The organism is Afipia sp. GW822-FHT03D08, from assembly GCF_058801645.1.
In genome coordinates, this window is sequence record NZ_JBXANK010000001.1 from 1,136,270 (window position 1) to 1,160,749 (window position 24,480).

Below are 24,480 nucleotides of genomic sequence, written 5' to 3' on the forward strand. Positions count from 1 at the left end.
CTTGTCTTGACCGCAAGCTATCCGTTGCCTGCCGCGAATGCTTCGATTAAGGTCGAAGTATGAAAGCAGGACCGGACATGGCCGTGATCGCATCGCTTGTCGGCGATCCCGCGCGATCCAACATGCTGACGGCGCTGATGAGTGGCCGCGCGCTCACCGCGACCGAACTTGCGCAGGAAGCCGGCATCACGCCGCAGACCGCGAGTTCGCATCTGGCCAAACTCGAAGCGGGTCACCTCGTCGTTCCCGAAAAACAGGGCCGTCATCGTTATTTCCGCCTTTCGGGTCCAGATGTCGCTGCGGTGCTGGAGGGATTGATGGGCCTCGCCGCCCGCGCCGGCCATCTGCGGGTCAGGACCGGACCGGCGGATCCGGGATTGCGGCGCGCCCGCGTTTGCTACGACCATCTCGCCGGCGATTTCGGCGTCCAGATGCTCGACGCCATGACCGAAAAGAAGCTCCTGCGCACGCACAAGGGCAGCGTAACGCTGACGCCGGAGGGCGAACGATTTGTCGCCGATTTCGGCATCGACCTGTCGGCGCTGGAGGGAACCCGCCGCCCGCTCTGCAAGACCTGCCTCGACTGGAGCGTACGGCGCAGTCACCTTGCGGGATCGCTGGGCGCAGCGATTCTGTCGCGTCTTTACGAATTGAAATGGGCCAGGCGCGAAAAGGGCAATCGCGTCGTGACGTTTTCGCCCAAGGGCGCCGACCGGTTCACGGCGCTGTTCGGCACGAAGAATGATTAATGCAACAATCCGGTGTTGACACACGCGCGCAAAAATTGGCGTAATTCGCCGCGCATTGCGCTTTGACTTCCTTCATTTCTGAGCAGGTGTTCCATGTTTCGCTGTGGGTTAATCGCATTTGTCGCGCTGTCTTCGGTTACCTTTCCGGCGACAGGCTGGGCCTATGAGATCAAGCCGAAAGTGCCGGAAACCGCGTTTTCCCCGAAGCTGCAACCCGACATCGTCGGCCTGTCGAGCAGCACCGAGGGCAGCAAGGCCTCGCCCCTGTTCGAGGCCTATCTGAAGGACCTGCCGGGTGTGAAGCCGGAAACCGCCCAGCAGAAATTCGGCGGCACCAACGTGACCTATGTCACCGCGATGAAGTTCACCCTCGCCCCTACCAGCACTCATCCGGGTGAATCGATGCTGGCGGTGTTTTCCTCTCCGGCCAGCGCCAACCGCGCTTATTACATCTCGCGCGTTCTCGGCTTTTCCGCCGAGAAGCAACCGTCCAAGGCCGAGATGATTGAACGGGTCACCGCGAAATACGGTCAGCCGACCGCGATCGGCGACGGCCGCATGTATTACTTCTACAAGGCCGGCAAGGTGATGTCGGTGAAGCAGAAATACACCCCTGCTTCCGCGCTTGAAGCACTCAACGCACCGCTCAATCCCAAAGCTGCCGTGGCGCTCAACGATGCCAATGGACGCGGAAGCTGCGTCGCGGAGCTGAAACGCGCGCAAGCGCTGGAAAAGACGCTCGACAAGCTCGTCACCGAGGCCAAGGCGGCGAATTGCGATGCCCTCGTCTCCGTCGAGATTTTTCCCGGCATCACGCCGGATCGCGTCAGCAAGGCTGAATTCACGCTGATCGACTTCAAGCAGATCATCAGTGCCGCCAAGATCGATGCCGACGCTTTCGCCGCCGAGAAGAACGAGGCGCTCAACAAGACTCCGCTCGGAAACGCGCCGAAACTCTGACATCGCTTTCTGCCCTCACGGCATTGTCATGAGGGCAGAACGCGCCGTGCTTTACCCGGATACCCGACGGCGCTAACGGTGCCGCCCGTATCCGGGAGAGTCTCATGAGATCGCTATACCTTTTGCCGTTCGCACTGCTGTCGCTCACCGCCGCGCACGCGGCCGAGCCTGTCGCGAAGGAACCCTACGGCATCGGCCTCGAAGGCTTCGCCTATCCTTACCCGGTCAACATGCTGCCGCTCACCAACGAGGGTGAGCAGGTCCGTATGGCGTATATGGATGTCGCGCCCGCAACACCGAACGGCCGCACCGTACTCCTGCTGCACGGCCGCAACTTTCCGTCGAGCTACTGGGCGCCGGTGATCAAGACGCTGACCGGCGCGGGCTATCGCGTGGTGGTGCCCGACCAGATCGGATTTGGAAAATCCTCCAAGCCGGCCTTCGACCTGCATTTCGATGCACTGGCGCGCAATACCATCGCGCTGCTCGATCATCTGCAACTGCAGCAGGTGGACATCGTGGCACATTCGCTCGGCGGCATGCTCGGCGTCCGCATCACCCGCGCTTACCCTGCCCGCGTCTCCCGCCTGCTGCTGGCCGCTCCCATCGGACTTGAGGACTACCGGCTCTACGTGCCACCGACGCCGACCGAAAAAATTCTCGAGAACGAAGACAAGCTGACCGCGGACGGTTACCGGACCCAGCTCGTCAACAACTACTCATTGAAGCTGCCGCCTGAGGCGATCACGCCGTTCATCGATGCGCGTTTCAACATCAAGGGCTCGTCCGAATACCCGCGCTGGCTGCGCGCCTTCGTCAATTCAGCGCAGATGATCTATCGCGAGCCGGTTGCGCACGAAATCCCGCTGATCGACCGGCCGACGCTGTTCGTCATGGGCGAAGACGATCACAGTGCGCCCGGCAAGCCGAACGCGCCGGAGGCGCTGCGCCCCAAAATGGGCCATAACGCCGATCTCGCCAAAGCGTTCGCGGCGAAAATGCCGAACGCAAAGGCCGAGGTGATCCCGAGTGTCGGGCATCTGATCTTTCTCGAAGCCGAATCGAAGTTCAATGAACTGATGCTGGGCTTCCTCGCGAAATAGATGGCGACACAACGAAACCCCGGCTCGTCGAAGCCGGGGTCCGTCAGTTCAGCCGCGGCTTACCAGCGGCGGTAGTGCCGGCGGTAATGACGGCGATAATGCCGACGGTAATGGCGGCGGCGCCAGTACACCTTCTCAGGTTCGGCACGCGCAACGTCGTCCTGATCTGCAACCGCTGGCTTCGCAGCGACGTCCGGCTCGGACTTCGGGCCGTTCATCAAATCTTGATGCGGGACCAGCATCGGAGCAGCGGTCGCGGCCGATGCGGCAGCGGCGATTGCTCCAGCGCCGGCCGCGAAGCCGAACGCAAATTTCAGGAAATCACGACGTTCCATCAACTATCTCCTTGTGAACGTTTTACGGAACCGAATGTCCCGCAGGAACGACAAACGCGGTGAAGCGTGATCGTTCCCTGGCAGCTTCGATAATTTTGTCTCAGGCAGAAGCATCACCGCGCATGAGGTACGTCATCACCAGTAGCGGCGACGCCAGTACCGGCGGCGATAGAAGCGACGGCGGCGACGCCACCCCCAGTATCTGCGGCGGCGCCAGTATCTGCGGCGACGGAAACCCCAATAGCGGCGGCGGCGCCATCCCCAACGGTGGCGGCGCCATCCCCACCGGCGACGGCCCCAGCGGACCTGCTCGACCTGCGCTTCGTTCAGGTCGTCGTCGTTGGCAACGGCATTTTGCGGAAGCTGATCCGGCTCGATCGGAGTGCCGGTGAGCGCTTGCGGCGCGAGCGGCGCGGCACGCGCGGCTGCGATGGTGGCCGCACCTGCGGCAGCGACACCAAACGCGAACTTGAGAAAAACGCGGCGATCCATGGTGCGTCCTCTGATGTTCTGCCCGACAGCAGAATTCAGCAGCGCGCATGAATGGAAACTGAACCGTTTCAGGTTTCGCGGTCGCGACGTTATTTCTTCTGCCGGTCGATGAAATCCTGACCCTGCTTCTGTAATCTTTTGATCAGCGCGTCGGATTCTTCTTCCTCCGACTTGTCGTCGGCGGGTGTGACCGGCGTTCCATTCGGATCACGGCAATTGACCTCGGTGCCCTTGACGCGGACCCAGGCTGCGCTGCCTTTGCTTACGTCGGTGCACATCACCTGATCTTTAGCGCCGCCGGGAACCGGCTTGACGCACACCACCGTCCCGAACCCGCCGGGCAGCGCCATGTCGCAATTGACTTCGCACTGCATCGTCTTCGATTCGGGATTTGTGAACGCAACCGTCACCGTACGCTTGTCGTCCCCGAGCTTGCAGATCGCGGTGACATCGGCTGCCACGGCCACGCCCGCGGCACACATCAGCAATCCCGATAGAATAAATGTCTTCATGAAAGTGAGTCCCCTGCCTCAGGCGTACTGCCTTGTCAGTGGTCGCAACCGGGCCACATTCGGTTCATCTTGTGTCAATGTTCGAGCGAATAACGTCCCTCCGCCGGCCCGTCGCCGGCGAATAATCTTCGGCGCCTCCGGCCAGCCCCGGCCGCTCCGAAACGCATCGCGATTTGATCACCCTAGGAAGGACCCCCATGAAAACATTGTTCGCAGCAGCGCTTCTCGCCGTTTCTGTCGCCGGTTTCGGCACGGCCAACGCAATGCCTCTGGCTCCCGCGTCGGGCGCCTCCGCCGATGTGATTCAGGTCGCCGGCGGTTGCGGCCCCGGCTTTCACCGCGGTCCATATGGCGGCTGCCGCGCCAACCGTGGCGTCGTCGTCGTTCGTCCGCCGGTCGTTCGCAAGTGCCGCTACTGGGGTCCCGGCCGCCGCGTTTGCCGCACCTGGTGGTAAGCACTCCGCCCCGCGCTATCGAAACCCCGCTTCGGCGGGGTTTTTCTTGCTCTCTCGTCGTCCCCGCGTGCCCGCGTCATCCTGAGGTGCGAGCCGCGTTTGCGGCGAGCCTCGAAGGATGCACTATTCGCGTCGTTGTCATCCTTCGAGGCTCGCAAGCGCTCGCACCTCAGGATGACGATCCGCTGCATCCCAGATTCACCGATTAAAACAGCCTGCGCGCGTGGGGCTTGCCCGATTCGCGCCAAAGAAATCCCGCGCCACCAACAGCCACGCGCCATCACCCCTGTTGTTATGACGGCGCGGGGGCGCCCGAATTCTCATATCGCTTCGCCCTGAATGAGGGCGCGCGGAACGCCGGATGCGCGAGCGCATCCGCAGCCCCGTGCGCAAAAGTGAGAAAGCACACGAGCGTCGTCACCACGGTCACGCCGTTTGCATCCGGCGTTCCGCACGCGGTGGGGCTCCGGCTTGCTTCGTGCTCTCCCCGGCGGACGATGCTACGTCACCGCATCCCTGCTGAGGGTTTCCGCCTCCGGTTGGAAGCAGCTCTCTGCCGGACTGACGCCAGCTTCGGGCGTCGGGACCACACGACTTGAGCCGGCGCGCACAGCGTGGTTCGTCTGCCGTCGCTTGCATCGCTCACACGCCTCCGGATGTTGCGCACGCCCTTGCGGGTGCGTGCGCGCGATCCGGGCTTGCGCCCTGCAACCCTCGCTCCGGCCTGACGCTGCCGCGCCACCGCATCCCGCCCCGCGTATCGTGACGATCGCGAAACGCCCCTCATGACGGGGCGGGACGAATAGGAATATAATCCAATTGCGAGAATTGTCAATCCCGCGAGGTATCGAATGGGTATCTTCCGATCCGCGCCGGACGGTCCTAAACAGGCCCCGCCAATTTTTCACGATGCTGAAGGAACCTTTCGCGGTTCCGTGGTTGGTACAGATGGCAGACAGCATCATCCCCCACCGGACATACCGTTCCCGGACCAGCCGGGTCGCTCATGTCATCGAACGCGTCGGACTGTCCATGGCCGGCGCGTCGTGCGGCCTGTTCGTGGCCGCGCATGTCGCGAACGCACGCGTCGATGCGCTGGGCTCCGTGAGCATGAGCCTTGCCCTGATGATTCTTGGTGCAATCGGGTTCTATCTCGGGATCGATGTGCCCCCTCACCGCAACGCCAGACTGCATCTGGCACGCGCACGCGCCGACGAACCTCCGCCGTCCACCGACCCCGTCGAGCTTCTGAGCTCGGCTGGAACCTTTCTCGCCGCCATAACGGCTTTCATATCGGTGTATTCCATCGTCACCGACGCCGATACAACCACAGCGACATCGTCATTGCTCGCGTTCGGCTGGCTGCTTGGCGTGACGATACAGATCGTGGCCGGTCTGACGGCGCGCATGCGGAAAACTTGAGAGAATTTAAATCGAATCGGCGTTGCCCCGCAGGGCGTGCGTCGGCTTCAGGACGTCTTTCCGCGCCCGGGATGCGACGCGCCGGTTTTCATGACCATGGACGCGCCCAGCGCTTCGCGTTGTTTTTTCAGGGCATCGCCCCGCGCCTTCGCACACAGCGCCTTGTCATAAGGCGTCGGCTGCCTCGGCCCCACCAGCTCGACGCGCGACACCATCTGCCGGGGCATGTTGCTGCCATCGGCAGGTGGCTGATTGATCATGGGAGGTGGCTTGCGTGATGACATGCCACATAAACGCGCAGGCTTCCTGAAAGTTTCCTGGAACAAATCGCGCGGCACAATTTAATCTCAATCGCGCCACTGTGACGCAGCAGAGTCGCTCACGGTTCGGCCCGTTCATGGTCCCGTCGCAATTGCGGACGAAGCTCCCGCCGCGCAACCCGCCATGACCAGGCGCGGCAGCAGGTCACCGGATCATGTCCGGGGGCGGATTGTTCTCGTCATTCTTTATCGAAACGAGGAGTTTGCTCATGGCTTCCAAGGTCAAACCCATTCCCCAAGGCTTCCACACCGTCACGCCGTATCTCATTGTCGATGGCGCGGAGAAGATGATCGGCTTTCTGAAGAAAGCCTTCGATGCCGAACTGCTGCACGAGATGACCAAGCGGCCCGACGGCACCGTGATGCACGCCACGCTGAAAATCGGCAACTCGATGGTCATGATCGCGGACTCGTCCGAACACGCCAAGGCTTCGCCGGTCATGCTCTATCTGTATGTGCCGGACGCGGACGCCGCCTACCAGAAAGCCATCAGGGCCGGCGCCACCTCGATCATGGAGCCGATGGACCAGTTTTACGGTGACCGCTCCGGCGGCGTGAAAGATCCCGCGGGCAATAGCTGGTTTGTCGGCACGCATATCGAGGACATCAGCGCCAGCGACCTGAAGAAGCGCGCGGAGGAAGAACTCAGGAAGCGCAGCAAGGCGGCGTAAGCGGCCCTGCACCGGGCGCGGGCCGGACGCTCAGTGCGGCCCTTCGCGCTCGTAAATGAACTTCGGCATTTCCCACTTGTAGCGGATCGCCAGCAGGCGGAACGTCAGGCCGAACGCGACCGAGCCGATCACCACCGCGACATGCTCGGTGCCGAAATGCGTGCCCGCGACATAGATCGCGCCCGTCATCAACGAGACACTGGCGTAAAGCTCGCTGCGGAACAGCAGCGGCACCTCGGTGCACAGGATATCGCGCAGCACGCCGCCGGCGCATCCGGTGATCATCCCCGCCACCACCACGATGGTCACCGGATGGCCCATGCTCCGCGCCACGTTGCAGCCGATGATGGTAAAGACAACAAGCCCGATCGCATCGAGCACGAGAAACAGAGTGTGAAAGCGATGCACCACGCGCGCCAGCGCGATGGTCAAAAGCGCCGCGCCGCCGGTCAAGAACAGCAGCGAGGGATATTTCACCCAGAGCAGCGGATAATGCCCGAGCAGCACATCGCGTAGCGAACCGCCGCCGAGCGCGGTGATGCATCCGAGCATCGCGACGCCGAACCAGTCCATCTTGCGCCGCCCGGCCGCCAGCGCCGCCGTCATGGCCTCGGCAACCATGGCGAACAGACCGAAGAAGAAGAGAACTGATTCTGCGGGCTCCATGATGGAGGCGTAGCATAGTTCCGGTGCTGGCGCAGGACGGGAGCCGCGAAACGCCTGCCGCTCTACGCTCCCGGTCATCCCCGCGAAGGCGGGGATCCAGACTGGACTTGCCGGAAGGAGAAAGACGTGGATGGCCGGGACAAGCCCGGCCATGACAAAGTGAATTACGCAGGCCAGCTTTCCGCCTGCACCATGATGTCGCGCGTGCGCTTCACATCCGGCCAGTCGCGGTCGAATCGCGGATCAGCCGCTTCATCTCCTCCCCGCCCGCCGCAGCGTCCAGCGATGCGCCCGGGAATTCATACATCGCCAGATGCACGGCGGGATCGTTGGCGAGCCAGTAGCGCCATGCACGCTTTGAGCCGAACGATTTCACCGCATCCGGCAAATGCTCGCGCGAATACCACGCATCGAACGCAGCGCGTTTTGATTCATCGGGGACAGTGGCGCGGACGACGAAGATGTGGGGCATGGAGAGGGCAAATTATTCCCGAAAACCAAACTCTCGAAACCACTCGATGGACCGATTCAACCTTGCTGCCGCTTGTTTGTCTGCATACTCAAAAAGTGGAAGAAGCGCCGGGGATTTCTTTGATCGCTTTTTAGAGGAAACAGGTTGATGCGAGGACCGAATTGGAAAAGGGACAACATTACTTTTTGACGTCGGAAACTGCTTTGTCTCCTCAATAGATACGTTTGTCTCTGCGGCAGATAGCAGCCTTTTCCGTAAGGCCGTAGCAAATGCGATAACCTCCTCACGCTCCACGTCTTTCAGACGAGCAATTTCCTTTATTCGAAGCTTCGCCATCCACAAAGGAACATTAGTAGCTCTCGCCAAGGATTCGGGAGATTGATACTTGGATACGGTAGTTATTGGCAGAAGGAATTCGCGAGCAAATAAATCAGCCTCATATTCGATGCGCTTACTTTTCGAAATTACAATGCTTGGATGGAAAGGCCTCGAATAAGCGTGACTTTCTTCCGGATGCAAAATCCAGTGAGCGATCTCGTGCGCTAGTAGTGCTCTGCTGTCCGGCGTCTGACGATCCGCGTTAGTGTAAAAAAATTCCGCGCATACAAAATGATCAACTTTTTTGCCGTCAGAACTAGCGTAGATGGCCAACTGACTCGGCTTTTCAGAGTCGACCTTTAGAAAGAAATTCTGATCTACGAGATGTAACTGACTCTCCACAATGCGTAGAACATCAAACGTGGCTTCATCGTCTAAATTGAAAACCGTCCGCGCAAGTAAGGCTCGTTTGCGCACTTCCATGTCCGAGTATCTTGCAGAACGCGCAACGGACAAGCATTCACGAAGAAACTTAACTGCTTCTGCAGGAAGTCGGCTCACACTCTTAGCAAATTCATCAGCAAGAAGCGCTTGTTCAGTATTCTTAGGCTGAACCTCAATTGTGCGCTGATCCCCGATCGCAAGCTTTTCAAGAAGGTCTTTGTCGGGTGCCGACAAACTCATCCAGTAAGCGAGATCGGATATATAGTTCTCGGGAATTTTCCGCTTACCTAGCTCAATAGCGGAAATATACGCGACAGAGAATCCCAGCCCTTTGGCTTGATCCCCCATGCTTAGATTATACTGGATCCTAAATTTTCGACACTGAGATCCAAAAGCGGTAAGGCGGTCGCGCATGACGAATCACCTCCTAGTACTCACGTACTATGCGCCCACCTCATCTAGCGTCAACAAAATTTGTTGAATTGAAAATTGCCCCGTCTACAACGGAATATTATCGTGCTTCTTCATCGGCACGTCGACGTGCTTGTCCTTCAGCATCGCCAGCGCGCGGGCGATGCGCTTGCGGGTCGAGTGCGGCATGATCACGTCGTCGATATAGCCGCGCTCGGCGGCGACGAACGGTGACAGGAAGCGGTCTTCGTATTCCTTGGTGCGCGCGGCGATCTTTTCCGCGTCGCCGATGTCCTGCCGGAAGATGATCTCCACCGCGCCCTTCGCGCCCATCACCGCGATCTGCGCGGTCGGCCAGGCGTAGTTCATGTCCGCGCCGATCTCCTTCGAGGCCATCACGTCGAACGCGCCGCCGTAGGCCTTGCGCGTGATGACGGTGACCAGCGGCACCGTGCACTGGCTGTAGGCGAACAGCAGCTTCGCGCCGTGCTTGATCAGCCCGCCGTATTCCTGCGCGGTTCCCGGCAGGAAGCCCGGCACGTCCACGAAGGTGACGATCGGAATGTTGAAGGCGTCGCAGAAGCGGACGAAGCGCGCAGCCTTGCGCGAGGCGTCACTGTCGAGCACGCCCGCCAGCACCATCGGCTGGTTGGCGACGAAGCCCACCGTCTTGCCCGCGATGCGGCCGAAACCGGTGACGATGTTTTTTGCGAAGGTGTCCGCGAGTTCGAAGAAGTCGCCCTCGTCCACCACTTTCAGGATCAGCTCCTTGATGTCGTAGGGCTGGTTCGGATTGGCCGGGATCAGCGTGTCGAGCGACTCTTCGGTGCGCTCGATGTCGTCGAAGCTCGGCCACTCCGGCACGCCGTCGGTGTTGTTGCTCGGCAGGAAGTCCAGCAGCCGGCGCATCTGGAGCAGCGTTTCGACGTCGTCGCTGAACGCGCCGTCGGCGATCGACGACTTCGTCGCGTGGACGCTCGCGCCGCCGAGCTCTTCCGCGGTGACCACTTCGTTGGTCACGGTCTTCACCACGTCGGGGCCGGTGACGAACATGTAGCTGGTGTTCTTTACCATGAAGATGAAGTCGGTCATCGCCGGCGAATAGACGTCGCCGCCCGCGCACGGGCCCATGATGACGCTGATCTGCGGGATGACGCCCGAGGCGATCACGTTGCGGCGGAACACATAGGAGTAACCGGCCAGCGCCGCGACGCCTTCCTGGATGCGCGCGCCGCCTGCGTCATAGAGGCCGATGATCGGCGCCCGCGCCTTCAGCGCCATGTCCTGCAGCTTGGTGATCTTCAGCGCGTGGGTCTCGGACAGCGAGCCGCCGAACACGGTGAAGTCCTTGGCGAACACGAAGGTGGTGCGGCCGTTCACCGTGCCCCAGCCGGTGACCACGCCGTCGCCGGGGATCTTGGTCTTGTCCATGCCGAACTCGACCGAGCGATGCTCGACGAACATGTCGAACTCCTCGAACGAGCCTTTATCCAGCAGCAGCTCGATGCGCTCGCGGGCGGTCAGCTTGCCGCGTGCGTGCTGCGCCTCGATGCGCTTGTCGCCGCCGCCCTTTTTTGCGCCCGCGCGGCGTTGATCGAGTGCTTCGAGGATATGCTTCATGGATTTCGTCCCGGTGTGTTCACGGGCGGCGGACGCCGCCGTTCTTGGATGGTTGGGCAGCTTTCTAGCACGCTGTTTGGGCGGGAGAAAATGGCCCTGCTGCCCCGAAAATGGCGGGTCTGGCTGGCCTGTGGCGCGTGCTAAAAGGCGTCCTTTACAGGGATTCGCAAGCCATGACCGAGACCACGACGACCCCGGCCCCAGGCAGCGCCACCGGCGGGGTCCGCACCCTGCTCCGGCTGGAGGGCGCGGCGCTCGCCGCCGCCTGCATGGTGTTTTACAGCTATTTCGAGGGCTCGTGGTGGATGTTCGCCCTCCTGCTGCTGGCGCCGGACCTGAGCTTTCTGGGCTATCTCGCCGGTCCGCGCGCGGGAGCCGCCGCCTACAACGCCGCCCACGCGGCGATCATCCCGATGCTGATCGGCATCTTCGCCATGGTCATGCCCTCGGCGCTGGCGATGCACCTGTCGCTGATCTGGTGCGCGCATATCGGGATCGACCGCGCGCTCGGCTACGGCCTGAAATACGACGCGGGATTTACGTTCACCCATCTGGGGCGGATCGGGAAGGACGCGGGATAACTGACCGTCATGTCCGGGCTTGTCCCGGCCATCCCGATTATTCGGGCACCGTGCCACACCAATGGGATCACCGGGACAAGCCCGGTGATGACGGTGGAGAGATCGCGGCTGAAACGACCACTCCCTCTCCCGTAGACGGGGCGAGGTAAAGAGCAACGCGCGCGCGTTACGCCTTCGGCGGGCGGCTCGGCACGAAGTAGCTCGACTTGTGCACCACCTTGCCGTCGCGGAGCGTAATGACGTCCACCAGTTCCATGGTCACCGGCGTGCCGTCGGGCTTCGTTGCGGTGAGAATCGATTCCGAGACGAAATGATCGTCGCTGCCATAGAGCGCGACCGGCTCGAACTTGATTCCCGGCAATCCTGAGATGTCCTTGCCGAACTGCTCGGCGACCGACTCCTTGCCCTTGTAGACCTTCGGGCTGCCGTGGCGCTGATAGCTGGTGTCGTCGGTATGAAACGCCATGATCGCTGCAACGTCGTGGGCGTTCCACGCGGCGTTGTAACGCGTGGCGAGATCTTTCCACGACGAGGTCGGCGCAATTTTCGCAGCTGCTGAAGAGGACATCAACTCACTCCCTGGGCTCTTTATTCTTCTGAATTGCCACGAGCCTAGCCGGTTTCGCGCGGGTGCGAAACCGGACAAAGTGTCAGATGGCTCCTATGTCGCTGAGGCATTGCTGCGCGATCTTCATCCGGCTGGCGATGTGCTTGTCCTCGCGGATGTCGAGGTTGAGCGCGAACACGGTCTGCGCACTGCCCTTCTCGGCCCAGCCGACCAGCCAGCCGAGGCTCGCCTTCACACCCTCGACTGCTGTCCTGTCATCGACGCCGATCAGGCCTGTCTTGGCGCGGATGATGCTGTCGCCTGCCTTCGTCACCGGCAGAATGTCCGCAGTCAGATCCTGCGCGCGCTTCGACACCGGCAGCGTCCGCCGCCGCAGCTTGTCCACGAATGCGATCTGCTCCAGCGGCGAGATGCGCAGGTCACCCGTCAGCCAGAAGCGATCGATGCCGCCGCCGATGTTGCGGTTGCCGTACTCGAACGTATCGACATACGTCTGCATCCGCTCCGCGCCGATGCGCCGCGCGATCTGCTGATAGACCGGCACCACAGAAGCCGCGATGGCGGTCCGCATGGTGTGATCCTTGTTCCACTCGGGGATGCTCCGCGTCACGCCATCCCACTTGAAGATGTCCTTGTCCGGATCGGCGACGACGCCGGTTTCCAGCGCAATGACGGAATTGGCAATCTTGAAGCTGGACGCCGGAAGGACAGCCTCGCGGGCGCGGGTGTTGTCGCTGGCGATGACGTGCTGATCGTCGGCCTGAAACGCCGCGAAGGCGCCAACGGTGCCGTCGTCGGTGAAATACTTCTGCAGATTCTTGCGGACTTCGTATCGCGGCACGCCAGTGGCGAATGCAGGTACCGGGATAACGGCCGCAGCGGCGGCAAGCGACAAGACATGACGGCGATTGATCATGATCATCTCATACGAATTGGCGGCGCTAATTGCGCGGCGCATCGTGGTGAAATGATGACGGTTCCAGTCTTCGTCATTGCGAGGAGCAAAGCGACGAAGCAATCCAGCTTCAAGCGTGGATTGCTTCGCTTCGCTCGCAATGACGATAACTAAATCTAGCGCAGCCGTCCCGTCAGCCGCATGACGAAAATCAGGACTTCCGCGACGCCCTTGTAAAGTTCGGCTGGAATCTCGTCGCCGAGTTCGACATTGGACAGCGCGCCCGCCAGCACTTCATTCTCCTGAATGGGAATGTCGTTCTCTTTGGCGATTTCGATGATCTTCTCGCCGAGCGTGCCCTTGCCCTTGGCGACGACGCGCGGCGCACCCTTCTTGTCGTAGTGCAACGCGACCGCGAGACGGTTTTTGATATCGATGCTCACAGCGCGCGATCCAGAAAATGCCCAGCCGGGGGCGGAGCGGACTTCGGCGGCGCGCCCTCGCCGATCACAATGTCGCCCGGCTCCAGCGCTGCTTCGCGCAGCGCATGCGACAGTTGCGGCGCATTGATGCGAAGCTGCGCCGCCGTCGCGGGCCGCTCGGCCCACATCCGCACCGACGTTCGTCCATGGCTCAATGACACCAGCGCGTGCACCGGACCACTCGGCTCGACGTCGAGTGAAAAGCGCGCCCGCCAGGCGCGGCTGGCCGCTTCGGCTTCGCTGCCTGCGCCATCGCGCGAAATCTCGAACTGCGCCACCGCCGTGCCTTGCGCCGTGGCGAACGGAATCTCGAAATTCCAGCGCGGCGCGGTCGGATCGTTGCGGGCGCCGGGCACATCCAGCGGCAACGAGGCCGCCTGCAACAGCGTCTGCCGCGCCAAGGCGGCATCGGTATCCTCGATCAGGCGATGCGCGACAGCCGCCGGGGCATCGTCGGGCGCGAGCGATGGCAGCGCGACCGGCTGCGCGGATGTTTCCGAACCGCGGAACGGCGGCGGCGGCACATTCGTGCGCGCGATCGCATCGTCATTCCCCGGCATGCGGGTCACACCGGCATGCGCTTCCGCATTGAGAAGCTTTGCGACCTCGTCCTGCACGCCTTTCGGAAATGCCTGCAGTACTTCCTGGAGCGCCGTGAGCCCGGCGCTGGCCGCGGCTGCGCGGTTGGCCGCCGTCGGCAGCGGTTCGTTCGGCGCGTAGATGCGGACCTTGCCGTCGAGCTCTGCGGCATCCTCGGCGATGCGCGCGGCGGCCTGCGGCAACAAGATGTCACCGGCTTCAATCTCCGGCGACAACGGCGGCGCTGCGGACGGCGGCACGTTGGCCGGCTGCGGCGACGCTGCGGCCTCCTGCCCCGGCGCGGTGCCGAGCCACGAGGCCACGGTCTGGCGGAAGACGATCAGCGCGGCCTTGAGGTCGGGACCATTGGAAGCCTGCGATGATGCGAGGCTTTGCTCGAGGAAGAGACCTGAATTCCGAAACGCGGTCCTGAGCGCATCGCCGGTGAGATTCTCGCCGAGCGGCGTGCGCTGGGCGAGCAGTTGCGCGGCGGCCTGTTGCAGCGTTTGCGGCAGTGCCGGTGACGACGCCGCAACACCGAGATTTGCGAACAGCGGCGAGAGACTGCCCTGCCGTGCGGCGGCGCCCTGCACCGCGGCCGACACGGCGAGCGCTTCGAGATTGGTCAGCACGCGGCCTGCGGCTGCGGCCTGCACCGGCACATCGGCCTTCGGCACGCTGACCGTATCGGCCTTCGCCGCACCGGCTGATGCCGTGGCCACGGACGACAGCGCGGCACCCTCGCCCGGCACGATCTGAAGCCGCACACCCTGCGGCGTCTGCGACACTGCCAGTTGCAGCACCTGGCCGGGCTGCAACGGCACTTCGGAGAGGACTTCGATTGTCAGATTCGCGATCGCAATGCGGACCAGATTGGCGTCGAGCTGCTTGAGCACGGTCGCATCGATCACGGTGCCCGGCTGCAACGCTACGCCCGCCGCTACGCTCTGGGCAGCGACGACCGGAAACACGGGATTGATGGCGATCGACATGATGGAGGCCTTGTTCGGCCGCCAAGCTAGACCAGCGTCGTAAACCCTTTGTTAACTCCGCCTCTCCGGTTTCTGCCGGGCGCGATCCACGGTCCGCGCTGTATTCCGGCCCGCTTTGACCTGGCCACCGGGATTCAAGTTCGTTTTGATGGATTGCCTGAATCGGGTGAGCCATCCCGCTCCGCGCGACGGACGCGTCAGCATGTTGGATCCCACCATGGCCGCGAACTGCATGCGTGCGTGATCCCGAGACGCATCGGACGATCCCGGCCCGGAAAGCTCGCAGAAGGTGTCGAACAGATCGCGGACGCCCGCGCTGTAAGCGGCGTTCAGCGGATGCTCACCGGGAGCGGACGCGGCGTCCGGCGCATAAGTTACCATCGGGCATGTCATTTCGGGCGGCTTGGGATCGAGATAGTATGTGACGATCGCGCCGGCTGCATCGCGCCCCGCGTGCTGCGCCGTTTCCGCGACCTGCCGCCACATCCTGGCCGCACCGGCGAACGCAAAACTGCAAGCCTCGGCAGCGAGCGCGTCCTTGCTCTCAAAATGCTTGTAGAAGCCGCCCTGCGTCATTCCCGCAGCCTTCATAACGTCCGCGATACCGACAGCGCCGACGCCGTTGGCGGCAAACAGCCCGCTGGCGACCTTCACGATCCGCTCGCGGTTTTCTTCCGCCTGTTGCCTGCTCGATCGACCCATTTGGCGATTTCCGATAATAGATGTTGATTGAACTCTATTTCTATAATAGAGGTTGATAATACGCTAATTAACCGCCCCCCGGCCAAAAGCAAGGTTTCTCCGATGACCCAGTCTTACGATCCCAAGACCACGGCGCTCCTGTGCATCGATTTCTACAACGACTTCCTCAGCGAAGGCGGCAAGCTGTGGCCCATGGTGAAGACGATGGCAGCCGAACTGAAGCTTCTCGACAATCTGCGCACCATCGTCAAAACGTCGCGCGAGGCCGGCATCACCGTTTTCCACGTTCCGCATCATCGCTGGGAACCGGGCGATCTTCAGAACTGGAAAAATGCTACCCCCTATCAGCTCTCCGGCATGGAACGGCAGATTTTCGCCAAGGGGACATGGGGCGGCGAATTTCACGATGACTTCAAGGTGCAGCCGGGGGACGTTGTCGCGACCGAACACTGGGCATCAAGCGGCTTTCCGAACACGGACCTCGATATCCAGCTCAAACGGCGCGGCAAGGAGAAGATCATCCTTGTCGGCCTGCTCGCCAACACATGCCTTGAGGCGACGGGACGCATCGGGATGGAGCTTGGCTATCACGTCACCCTCGTTCGCGACGCAACTGCGGCGCGCACGCCGGAGGCGATGCATGCGGCCATGAATATCAATGGTCCGACCTATGCCCACGCCATTCTGACCACGGACGAACTGGTCGGCGCCATGAAGGTATGAATTGCTCAGAGCGTTCTGAGCACCTTTGCCGCGGCCTCGAAATCCCTGAACTTTGAGGCGCGGCGGGCGTCGACTTCCTCGTCGGCGCCCCACTTCTCCCGATTCCAGTCCTCGTCCACATGCGCCGCCGCCCAGACCTGCGCCGCATCCAGCACGCCATGCTTGAGCGCGAGCGCCAGCAGCGCCGAGCCGGTGAGCGTGGTCGCGATATGAAACGCGCCGACCGGCCACGCGTCTTTCGGCAACGCACTGCGCGCAGCCGCAACCGCCGTCTCCGGTTGCGTCACATGGATCACGCCCTCGGCGAGAATAAAATGCGCACCAAGATCATCGGCGGCCCAGCGCAGCACCGGGTCCCAGTGCTCAGCCTGCCGCGCGATCAGCGCGTCGGGAAAACCGGCGCGATAGAACAAGAGATCGGTCTCGAAGTACTTCGCAGCATCGTCGGCCACGGTCTGGACGTCCTTTACGACGCCGTCGATCACGCTGTTGGCCAGCCGTGTCAGCGGCATCGACATCGGATCGATGTTGTCGGTCTGGGCGTCCCACTCCGCGGCCATCACTTCGGCGAGCTCGCGCGTCGGCGCAGCCAGCGGATTGCGCCCCGGCGTGCGGATCGGCTTGCCGTCGAGCGTCACCGTAAAACCGTCAGGCCCTTCGGCCACGCCCGCGCTGGTATAGAAGCGCTTGCGCAGCGGCGTCCGCGATGACTTGCGCGACGCCTCGCGCGGATCGAGCGGCGACTTGCCGGCAACTTCGTCGAACAGTTCGCGCATCCACTAGCCTTTTGATTTTCTGGGCATGACCTTGTCCGAAAACCGGTTCCCACTTTTCGGGGTCATGCCCTATTGATTTGCACACTGGCGCGAATACGCCGCGCGCTGATTGGGGTTAAGCCCCCACGCCGCGCCGTCGTCAAGACAGCGCGCGACCCGGTCGCTGAACGACGGACGGCGGTCGCGCTTCAGCACCGGTTTCGGCGGCGTGTCCTGCGTGACCACACCCGGCGTCGTGTTCTGCAATGCGAACGGCGGCGGCGAATTCATCTGCGGCACGGTCGGCACAACGATCGGCGGCGGCGGCGGCGCCGGTGGCGCGGTCGGAAACGGAATGACAGGCTGCGCGCCGACGCCGCCCGGCGGATAGAGCTGCGCGTGCGCGACGCCGGACACAGGCGCGGACAGCGTGAGCACGATTGCGAATGCGGTTCTGTTCATCACGATCATATCGTTACCCGGGACATCAGCGGCAAGAGCATCACCCTCGCGTGATCACTCCTCCGGAGCGTTCTCGATCGGATCGAAACGGTCGGCCTCGAGGCCGAGCAGGTTCCACGATTGCAGCATATGCGGCGGCAGCGGCGCGGTGACGTCGATAAACCCGCCGCGCGGATGCGGGATCACGATCCGCCGCGCCAGAAGATGCAGCCGCTTCTGGATACCGCCGGGCAGTTCCCAGTTTTCCTTGTTGAAGTATTTCGGATCGCCGACGATGGCGTGATCGATATGCGCCATGTGCGCGCGCAACTGGTGAGTGCGCCCGGTCACCGGCTTCAGCGACACCCAAGCCAGCTTCTGCGCCGAGGCCTCGACCACGGCATAATAAGTCACCGCATGCGCCGCACCCTCGTCGCCATGGGCGGCGACGCGCATGATGGAATCTTCCTCGCTCTCTTCCTTGGCGAGATAGGTCGAGATGCGCCCCTGCTTCGGCTTCGGCACACCCGCCACCAGCGCCCAGTAGATCTTGCGCGCGGAACGATGGCGGAACGATCCAGTCAATGCGCTCGCTGCAAAGCGCGTCTTGGCAATCAAAAGACAGCCGGACGTTTCGCGGTCGAGACGATGGACCAGACGCGGCTTCTGCCCCTTGGCGTCGCGCATCGCTTCCAGCATCTGGTCGACATGCTTGGTCATGCCCGAACCGCCCTGCACCGCGAGACCGGCGGGCTTGTTCAGCACCATCACGTCGGCGTCTTCGAACAGAATCATCTTGCGCAGATCTTCGAGCGTCTTGGTCGCAGCCTCGGACAGTTCACCGCCAACCTTCGGCGTGTCGAGCTTGAGCGGCGGAATGCGCACGCTCTGGCCTTCTTCAAGCCGGTCCTTGCTGTCGGCGCGCTTGCCGTTGATGCGCAGCTCGCCTTTGCGGACGATGCGCTGGATATGGGAGAACGACAGCCCGGGGAAACGATGCTCGAGAAAACGATCGACGCGCATGTTGTTCTCGTCGGCGGTGACGACGACGGTCTGCACTTTGGTCGGCAACGGCGGCGGTGCCGCTTTCTCTTCCCTCACCGGCTCGGGACGCGGCTCGCGCATTGGCTTCGCCGAAAACTCGGCGGCCGGGCGGCGCGGCGGAAACTTGCTGCCGGGGCGTTTATCCGGCCCGCCGAATGACGGCTTGCCCGACCCGCGCTTGTCGGTGGAGCGCTTCACGCCGCGCTTGTTGCCGCGTTCGGATTTCTTCGCGAGAGGCTTTCTGGCGCGGCGGCTCATGACTTAACTTTCCTGCTCGGGCCGCATTCAGGCTCGATAAGGCGAGCCGTCGGCCATTCAAATTCAAGACGTCGGGATTCGGTATCGTTCATTTGCATTGCGCATTGCTTTTAAGGAGCACGAGATCACGGCTCGCGTTGACTGACGGATTCCGTTTGGCGGCCTCGTCCGCAGCGGCGCACGCGCCGGTGCGGTCGCCATTCTGAATTCGCGCGAAGGCAAGATTGGACCACGCGTCGCCGAAATTGGGGGCATCGATGACGGCCTGTTCGAGCACCGGCTGTGCATCGCCCGGGCGCCTGGCGATCAGAAGAAACCGCCCGTAATCGGCATTGAGATTTTTCGACGGATTTGGCTGCTTTCGCGCAATCTTGAACAACTCCTCCGCGAACGCGGGATCGTTGAAGCGGACCTGAACCACCGCCGCGAAGCCGTGATAAACGCCGCTCTGTTCGGGAGCGAGGAGAAACGCCTGATTAAACCGCTGCGCAGCCTCTGCGGTGTTGCCGGAGCCAAGCGCCCTCCAGCCGCGCAGGGTGGTTTCCTCAAACGCCCTCTGCCGTGTTCCGGCGGCCTGAGTCAGCGCCGATACAAAGCGTTCGTCGGTTGCGCGCAGCTCCGGCGTTTTCTCGGCAAAGCCATAGAACGGCTGCTCGTTGATCGGCGCGGAGTAGGTTTTCTTCGTGACCTGAACGCCGGGCGCCACCTCGACCGTCTGGGCGGCCGCCATGCCAGCCCATGACAATGAGGCCAGCACGGCGAGCGTCCGAGCCGTTTTGCTGAAGGCGCTCATTCGCTCCGGCCCTTTCGCTCTCTTCGCAGCTGGGCCCAGTACTCGAGCCGCTTGCGAATCTCCCGCTCGAAACCGCGGTCCGGCGGATCGTAGAACGTCTGGCGGCCGAGCGCTTCCGGGAAGTAATCCTGCCCCGAGAAGGCGTCCGGCGTGTCATGGTCGTATTCGTAGCCGCCGCCATAGCCTTCGGACTTCATCAGCTTGGTCGGTGAATTGAGGATGTGCTTCGGCGGCAGCAGCGAGCCGCCCTCCTTTGCCGTGCGCATCGCGGCCTTGTACGCCATATAGCCCGCGTTCGATTTCGGCGCGGTCGCGAGATAGATCACCGCCTGCGCGATGGCGAGTTCGCCTTCGGGAGAGCCGAGGAAATCATAGGCGTCCTTGGCGGCGTTGCAGATCACCAGCGCCTGCGGATCGGCCAGCCCGATGTCCTCCACTGCCATGCGCACCACCCGCCGGGCCAGAAACAGCGGGTCCTCGCCGGCGTCCAGCATGCGCGCGAGATAATAGAGCGCGGCGTCAGGATCCGAGCCGCGCACGGACTTATGCAGCGCCGAGATCAGGTTGTAATGGCCGTCGGCGGACTTGTCGTAGATCGGCGCGCGGCGCTGGAGAATGTCCTGCAACTGCGCGGCGTTGAAAATCTCGTCCCGGCGCGCGGCACGCCAGACTTCCTCCGCCAGTGTCAGCGCGGCGCGGCCGTCACCGTCCGCCATCCGCACCAACACCGCGCGCGCCTCCGCATCGAGCGGCAGCTTCCGGCCCTCGACCTCTTCAGCGCGGGCGTAAAGCTTCTCCACCGCCGCAACGTCAAGCGAGTGAAACACCAGCACCCGCGCGCGCGAAAGGAGCGCCGCGTTGAGCTCGAAGGATGGGTTTTCCGTGGTGGCGCCGACCAGAACCACCGTGCCGTCTTCCATCACCGGCAGAAACGAATCCTGCTGCGCACGGTTGAAGCGATGTACCTCATCCACGAACAGCAGCGTGCCCTTGCCGATTTCGCGGCGGGCGCGGGCTGCATCGAACGCCTTCTTTAAATCCGCGACGCCGGAAAAAACCGCGGAGATCTGCTCGAACTCCAGCTCGGTCGCATCAGCCAGCAGCCGCGCCACCGTGGTCTTGCCGGTGCCGGGTGGCCCCCAGAACACCAGCGAGCCGAGCGTACGAGTCTCCAGCATCCGCGTGAGCGCGCCATCCGGACCGAGGATGTGATCCTGCCCGACCACATCGGCAAGCGTCCGCGGCCGCAGCTTGTCCGGCAGCGGACGCGGTGCGTCCTGCTCCATGCCGGCTGCGGCGAAGAGGTTTGCGGAAGGCTGCGGTCGCTTCGCGTTCATAGGGCAAGTTCTTCTCCCTCTCCCCGTTTACAGGGAGAGGGTTGGGGTGAGCGGCAACTCGGCAACAAGCAGAAGCCCCTCACCCGGATTGCCATAGCGGGTCGAAGACGCGCGTAAACGCGCTTACGGCAATCCGACCTCTCCCCGTAAGAACGGGGCGAGGTCAGGAGAAGCGCCTCGATAATCATCATCCCCCGAGAACGACATTCAACTGCTGGCCGCCGCGGATCACCGTGATGCGCCAGAGCCGCGAGCCTTCGGTGGCGAGTTTGTTGAGATCCCTGGTCCGGCCGATCTTCTGACCGTTCACGACGGCGATCACGTCGCCCTTCTTGAATCCGACATTCGTCGCGATCGCATCGTCAGGCAAATCGGTCACGACCACGCCCTCGATGCTGCTGTCGAGCTTCAGCTCGTCCGCCAGCGCCGGCGAGATGTTGGCGATCTTCGCACCCTGGAACGGCGAACGCGCCTTGATGACGATCTCATCGCGGCCGGTGTCCGGCGCAGTTTCCAGCGCGACCGAAAGTTTGACCGGCTTGCCGCCGCGCAACACCTCGACCTGTGCGGTGCCGCCGAGCGGACGCGTCGCGAAGCGGTAATCGAACGCATTCGGATCGTCGACGACCTGGCCATCGATGGATACGATCAGATCGGACAATTTCAATCCGGCTCTGGCCGACGGACTGCCCTCGGAGATATTCGCCACCAGCGCGCCGGCCGGACGCTTCAGCCCGAGCGTTTCGGCGATCTCGGGTGTCACAGCCTGCAGGCGCGCGCCGAGCCATGGGCGCTTCACCGCACTGCCGCCGCCCTTGGCCGAGGCGACGACCACGCGCACCATGTTGGCCGGAATGGCAAAGCCGATGCCCTGCGAGCCGCCGGAGCGCGAGAAGATCGCGGTGTTGACGCCGACCAGCTTGCCGGTCATGTCCACCAATGCACCGCCGGAGTTGCCGGGATTGATCGCCGCATCGGTCTGGATGAAGAACTGATAGTCGGTGATGCCGACCTGTGTGCGCGCCAGCGCCGAGATGATGCCGTGGGTCACCGTCTGTCCGACGCCGAACGGATTGCCGATAGCGATCACCACGTCGCCGACCAGCGCATCGTCAGAGTTCGAGAACTCGAGCACCGGGAATTTTTCCTTCACGTCCTTCAGGCGCAGCACTGCCAGATCAGTGCGGCTGTCCTTCAGCACGATCTCGGCTTCAAACTCGCGCTTGTCGGACAGCGAGACCTTCACCTGGTCGGCGCCTTCAATGACGTGATTGTTGGTGACCACGAGACCCGCCGCGTCGACCATCACGCCGGAGCCCAGCGAGCGCTGCATCTGTTCCGGCTGATTGCCCGGCACGCCGAAGAAACGGCGAAACACCGGATCGTCCAGCAGCGGGTTGCGGTTCTGCACGATCTTGGCGGCGTAGACGTTCACCACTGCCGGCTGCACGCGCTGAACGATCGGCGCATAGGAAAAGCGAAGTTGCGCCGGCGATTGGGGAACCACGCGATCCTGCGCCAGCGCGGGCGCGGCCAAAACGGACGAGACGAGAAGCGCGGAAAGCGCACGGATAACGATCATGAAACAGTCCTGAACTTGATGCCAAAGATACAGCCACGCCGGGGTGGCGGGAGAAATCACTATTCAGCGGGTTGCGGCAGCCTCGACGGGCGCTTCGCGGTGTCCGGCTGCACCTTGCCTTTCCTTGCTTCCGCAGCCTTGTTTTCCAATGCGGCATCGACCCGGGCGCGATTGGCATCGCCCCACGCCTTGAGGGCATCAATCACCGGCCGCAGCCGCTGGCCCGTCTCGGACAACTCATAGTCGACCCGCGGCGGAACCTCCGCATACACCTTGCGGACGATCAGGTCATCCTCCTCAAGGGCCCGAAGCTGCTTGGTCAGCATCCGCTGGGTGATCCTCGGCAGCTTCTTGCGCAGTTCGCCGAAGCGCAGCCGCCCCTCCTGCAGGTGATAGAGGATGACGCCCTTCCACTTGCCGTCGATCAGATCGAGCGTGACCTCCACCGAACAGCCCGGAGCGCAGCCGAAATCCTGTCGTTTCATTGGGATATATCCATTGGTATCCGAACGGTGACTATATCCCTGAAATGACAGTACTTGCAAATATGGCCCAGGCGCGACAGGTAGGTTCTCGGAGACCGCAATGGTCCTTGATGGAGCAAGAACAATGAAAGCTGTGGGTTACAAGAAGTCGCTGCCGATCGATGCGGCAGACGCGCTGTTCGATTTCGAAACCGACAAGCCGGAGCCGCGCGGGCGTGACATCCGCGTCGCGGTGAAGGCGATTTCAGCCAATCCTGTGGACTACAAGGTCCGCAAGCGCGCCGAGCCGCCCGCAGGCGAAACCAAGATTCTCGGCTTCGACGCCGCCGGCATCGTCGATGCAGTCGGACCGGACGTGTCGCTGTTCAAGCCCGGTGATGAGGTCTGGTATGCTGGCTCGATCCAGCGCCAGGGCACCAATTCGGAATTCCATCTCGTGGATGAGCGCATTGTCGGCCACAAGCCGAAGACGTTGTCGTTCGCCCAAGCGGCCGCCCTGCCCCTGACGTCCATCACGGCATGGGAACTGTTGTTCGATCGCCTCGGGGTTGCGCCGGGCAAGAGCGTCGATCCGCGCACGCTGCTGATCATCGGCGGCGCCGGCGGCGTCGGCTCGATCCTGATTCAGCTTGCGCGGCGGCTGACCGGACTCACCGTCGTCGCCACCGCGTCACGTCCCGAATCCAGCAAGTGGTGTCTTGAGCTCGGCGCGCATCATGTGATCGATCATTCAAAGCCGATGAAAGACCAGGTCGCCGCTCTGAAAGTTCCGCCGGTCGCGCTGGTCGCAGCACTCACCAATACCGATCAGCACTTCGCTGCGCTCGCAGACATCGTCGCGCCGCAAGGCAAGATCGGGCTGATCGACGATCCCGCCTCGCTCAACGTCAACCTGCTGAAGGGCAAGGCAGTATCGCTGCACTGGGAATCGATGTTCACGCGCTCATCGTTCCAGACCGACGACATGATCGCACAGCACAAGCTGCTCGATGACGTCGCCAGCCTGATCGACAACGGCGTGCTGCGCACCACCCTCGACAAGGTGCTCGGCAAGATCAACGCGGCGAATCTCAAGCAGGCCCACGCGCTGCTGGAAGGTGGACGCTCCACCGGCAAGCTGGTGCTGGAAGGCTGGTAGCGCCTTCGCACTTATCGCGCGTCCCTAATAAAAAACCTCCGGCAGGGCATTGCCGGAGGTTATGGGAGATTTTCTGAGAAAAACTGATGCGCAATCGAGCCGCGACGTCACCGCCGCGCTGTGACTGGAACATGCCTCAATTACCTTATTTAGTCAAACAATCGAAATGCATACG

At 62.5% G+C, this 24,480-nt stretch carries 28 protein-coding genes and 1 pseudogene; 9 read left to right on the forward strand and 20 right to left on the reverse strand.

Annotation, left to right across the window (positions count from 1 at the left end; genetic code table 11):
* Positions 1-59 precede the first annotated feature (59 nt).
* The 3 genes from AC1RM7_RS05565 (at position 60) to AC1RM7_RS05575 (ending at position 2,812) form a co-directional block, all read left to right on the forward strand.
* Positions 60-749 (forward strand): ArsR/SmtB family transcription factor, encoded by a 690-nt coding sequence (locus AC1RM7_RS05565; protein WP_024921539.1) that lies wholly within the window; start codon positions 60-62, stop codon positions 747-749.
* Positions 750-842: 93 nt separating this feature from the next.
* Complete coding sequence (locus tag AC1RM7_RS05570) at positions 843-1,709, forward strand: hypothetical protein (RefSeq protein WP_006021010.1); 867 nt, start codon at positions 843-845, stop codon at positions 1,707-1,709.
* A gap of 104 nt (positions 1,710-1,813) precedes the next feature.
* Complete coding sequence (locus AC1RM7_RS05575) at positions 1,814-2,812, forward strand: alpha/beta fold hydrolase (protein ID WP_492838756.1); 999 nt, start codon at positions 1,814-1,816, stop codon at positions 2,810-2,812.
* A gap of 59 nt (positions 2,813-2,871) precedes the next feature.
* Here the strand turns inward: AC1RM7_RS05575 and AC1RM7_RS05580 are convergent, their stop codons facing one another.
* The 3 genes from AC1RM7_RS05580 to AC1RM7_RS05590 all read right to left on the reverse strand — a co-directional run bounded on the left by AC1RM7_RS05580 (position 2,872) and on the right by AC1RM7_RS05590 (position 4,151).
* Positions 2,872-3,147, reverse strand: a complete 276-nt coding sequence (locus AC1RM7_RS05580; protein ID WP_024921541.1) for a hypothetical protein — start codon at positions 3,145-3,147, stop codon at positions 2,872-2,874.
* A 135-nt stretch (positions 3,148-3,282) separates the two neighbouring features.
* Positions 3,283-3,639, reverse strand: a complete 357-nt coding sequence (locus AC1RM7_RS05585; protein WP_024921542.1) for a hypothetical protein — start codon at positions 3,637-3,639, stop codon at positions 3,283-3,285.
* Between the two features lie 89 nt (positions 3,640-3,728).
* Positions 3,729-4,151: a hypothetical protein gene (locus tag AC1RM7_RS05590; RefSeq protein WP_024921543.1), complete on the reverse strand. Its 423-nt coding sequence runs from the start codon at positions 4,149-4,151 to the stop codon at positions 3,729-3,731.
* 197 nt (positions 4,152-4,348) lie between these two features.
* Here AC1RM7_RS05590 and AC1RM7_RS05595 point away from each other — a divergent pair, with 197 nt between their 5' ends.
* Entirely contained in the window at positions 4,349-4,606 is a 258-nt protein-coding gene (locus tag AC1RM7_RS05595) for a GCG_CRPN prefix-to-repeats domain-containing protein (RefSeq protein WP_006021015.1), read from the forward strand.
* 948 nt (positions 4,607-5,554) lie between these two features.
* Positions 5,555-6,028 (forward strand): hypothetical protein, encoded by a 474-nt coding sequence (locus AC1RM7_RS05600; RefSeq protein WP_024920169.1) that lies wholly within the window; start codon positions 5,555-5,557, stop codon positions 6,026-6,028.
* 47 nt (positions 6,029-6,075) lie between these two features.
* Here AC1RM7_RS05600 and AC1RM7_RS05605 read toward each other — a convergent pair whose 3' ends face one another.
* Positions 6,076-6,288 carry a hypothetical protein gene (locus AC1RM7_RS05605; RefSeq protein WP_024920168.1) on the reverse strand — a complete coding sequence of 71 codons (213 nt, stop codon included), beginning with the start codon at positions 6,286-6,288 and terminating at the stop codon, positions 6,076-6,078.
* A 269-nt stretch (positions 6,289-6,557) separates the two neighbouring features.
* On the opposite strand from AC1RM7_RS05605, the gene AC1RM7_RS05610 reads away from it, so the two are divergent.
* A complete protein-coding gene (locus AC1RM7_RS05610) occupies positions 6,558-7,019 on the forward strand; it encodes a VOC family protein (RefSeq protein ID WP_024920167.1) in 462 nt (153 codons plus the stop codon).
* Positions 7,020-7,049: 30 nt separating this feature from the next.
* Here the strand turns inward: AC1RM7_RS05610 and AC1RM7_RS05615 are convergent, their stop codons facing one another.
* The 4 genes and pseudogenes from AC1RM7_RS05615 to AC1RM7_RS05630 all read right to left on the reverse strand — a co-directional run bounded on the left by AC1RM7_RS05615 (position 7,050) and on the right by AC1RM7_RS05630 (position 10,950).
* The gene (locus AC1RM7_RS05615; protein ID WP_024920166.1) at positions 7,050-7,685 is read right to left on the reverse strand and encodes a trimeric intracellular cation channel family protein; all 636 of its coding nucleotides are present in this window, start codon (positions 7,683-7,685) and stop codon (positions 7,050-7,052) included.
* 164 nt (positions 7,686-7,849) lie between these two features.
* Positions 7,850-8,157: pseudogene (locus AC1RM7_RS05620) on the reverse strand (hypothetical protein).
* Positions 8,158-8,169: 12 nt separating this feature from the next.
* The gene (locus tag AC1RM7_RS05625) at positions 8,170-9,333 is read right to left on the reverse strand and encodes a helix-turn-helix domain-containing protein (protein ID WP_081758764.1); all 1,164 of its coding nucleotides are present in this window, start codon (positions 9,331-9,333) and stop codon (positions 8,170-8,172) included.
* Between the two features lie 84 nt (positions 9,334-9,417).
* Positions 9,418-10,950 (reverse strand): acyl-CoA carboxylase subunit beta, encoded by a 1,533-nt coding sequence (locus tag AC1RM7_RS05630; protein ID WP_006021023.1) that lies wholly within the window; start codon positions 10,948-10,950, stop codon positions 9,418-9,420.
* A gap of 173 nt (positions 10,951-11,123) precedes the next feature.
* Between AC1RM7_RS05630 and AC1RM7_RS05635 the strand changes: the two genes are divergently transcribed.
* Positions 11,124-11,531 carry a DUF4260 domain-containing protein gene (locus AC1RM7_RS05635; protein WP_024920164.1) on the forward strand — a complete coding sequence of 136 codons (408 nt, stop codon included), beginning with the start codon at positions 11,124-11,126 and terminating at the stop codon, positions 11,529-11,531.
* Between the two features lie 166 nt (positions 11,532-11,697).
* On the opposite strand, the gene AC1RM7_RS05640 is transcribed toward AC1RM7_RS05635, so the two are convergent.
* The 5 genes from AC1RM7_RS05640 to AC1RM7_RS05660 form a co-directional block, all read right to left on the reverse strand.
* Positions 11,698-12,099, reverse strand: a complete 402-nt coding sequence (locus tag AC1RM7_RS05640) for a nuclear transport factor 2 family protein (RefSeq protein WP_024920163.1) — start codon at positions 12,097-12,099, stop codon at positions 11,698-11,700.
* Positions 12,100-12,181: 82 nt separating this feature from the next.
* Positions 12,182-13,015, reverse strand: coding sequence for a class D beta-lactamase (gene blaOXA, locus AC1RM7_RS05645; RefSeq protein WP_024920162.1), 834 nt, complete (start codon positions 13,013-13,015; stop codon positions 12,182-12,184).
* A 155-nt stretch (positions 13,016-13,170) separates the two neighbouring features.
* A complete protein-coding gene (locus AC1RM7_RS05650) occupies positions 13,171-13,437 on the reverse strand; it encodes an EscU/YscU/HrcU family type III secretion system export apparatus switch protein (RefSeq protein ID WP_006021030.1) in 267 nt (88 codons plus the stop codon).
* On the reverse strand, positions 13,434-15,047 hold the full coding sequence (fliK, locus tag AC1RM7_RS05655) for a flagellar hook-length control protein FliK (protein ID WP_024920161.1): 1,614 nt from the start codon (positions 15,045-15,047) through the stop codon (positions 13,434-13,436). The genes AC1RM7_RS05650 and fliK overlap by 4 nt, the downstream gene beginning before the upstream one ends.
* 51 nt (positions 15,048-15,098) lie before the next feature.
* Positions 15,099-15,749 (reverse strand): TetR/AcrR family transcriptional regulator, encoded by a 651-nt coding sequence (locus AC1RM7_RS05660; RefSeq protein ID WP_024920160.1) that lies wholly within the window; start codon positions 15,747-15,749, stop codon positions 15,099-15,101.
* A 102-nt stretch (positions 15,750-15,851) separates the two neighbouring features.
* On the opposite strand from AC1RM7_RS05660, the gene AC1RM7_RS05665 reads away from it, so the two are divergent.
* Positions 15,852-16,472, forward strand: coding sequence for a cysteine hydrolase family protein (locus AC1RM7_RS05665; protein ID WP_024920159.1), 621 nt, complete (start codon positions 15,852-15,854; stop codon positions 16,470-16,472).
* Positions 16,473-16,477: 5 nt separating this feature from the next.
* On the opposite strand, the gene AC1RM7_RS05670 is transcribed toward AC1RM7_RS05665, so the two are convergent.
* The 7 genes from AC1RM7_RS05670 to AC1RM7_RS05700 form a co-directional block, all read right to left on the reverse strand.
* Positions 16,478-17,248, reverse strand: coding sequence for an ATP12 family chaperone protein (locus tag AC1RM7_RS05670; protein WP_006021034.1), 771 nt, complete (start codon positions 17,246-17,248; stop codon positions 16,478-16,480).
* A 69-nt stretch (positions 17,249-17,317) separates the two neighbouring features.
* Complete coding sequence (locus AC1RM7_RS05675; RefSeq protein WP_152544152.1) at positions 17,318-17,698, reverse strand: hypothetical protein; 381 nt, start codon at positions 17,696-17,698, stop codon at positions 17,318-17,320.
* Positions 17,699-17,743: 45 nt separating this feature from the next.
* Positions 17,744-18,970: an RluA family pseudouridine synthase gene (locus AC1RM7_RS05680; RefSeq protein WP_024920157.1), complete on the reverse strand. Its 1,227-nt coding sequence runs from the start codon at positions 18,968-18,970 to the stop codon at positions 17,744-17,746.
* Between the two features lie 88 nt (positions 18,971-19,058).
* Entirely contained in the window at positions 19,059-19,763 is a 705-nt protein-coding gene (locus AC1RM7_RS05685) for a tetratricopeptide repeat protein (protein ID WP_024920156.1), read from the reverse strand.
* Positions 19,760-21,100, reverse strand: a complete 1,341-nt coding sequence (locus AC1RM7_RS05690) for a replication-associated recombination protein A (RefSeq protein WP_024920155.1) — start codon at positions 21,098-21,100, stop codon at positions 19,760-19,762. Before AC1RM7_RS05690 ends, AC1RM7_RS05685 begins: the two co-directional genes overlap by 4 nt.
* A 187-nt stretch (positions 21,101-21,287) precedes the next feature.
* Positions 21,288-22,682 carry a Do family serine endopeptidase gene (locus AC1RM7_RS05695; RefSeq protein WP_024920154.1) on the reverse strand — a complete coding sequence of 465 codons (1,395 nt, stop codon included), beginning with the start codon at positions 22,680-22,682 and terminating at the stop codon, positions 21,288-21,290.
* Between the two features lie 59 nt (positions 22,683-22,741).
* Complete coding sequence (locus AC1RM7_RS05700; protein WP_006021040.1) at positions 22,742-23,167, reverse strand: winged helix-turn-helix transcriptional regulator; 426 nt, start codon at positions 23,165-23,167, stop codon at positions 22,742-22,744.
* A 124-nt stretch (positions 23,168-23,291) separates the two neighbouring features.
* Here AC1RM7_RS05700 and AC1RM7_RS05705 point away from each other — a divergent pair, with 124 nt between their 5' ends.
* The gene (locus tag AC1RM7_RS05705; RefSeq protein ID WP_006021041.1) at positions 23,292-24,305 is read left to right on the forward strand and encodes a zinc-binding alcohol dehydrogenase family protein; all 1,014 of its coding nucleotides are present in this window, start codon (positions 23,292-23,294) and stop codon (positions 24,303-24,305) included.
* Positions 24,306-24,480 lie beyond the last annotated feature (175 nt).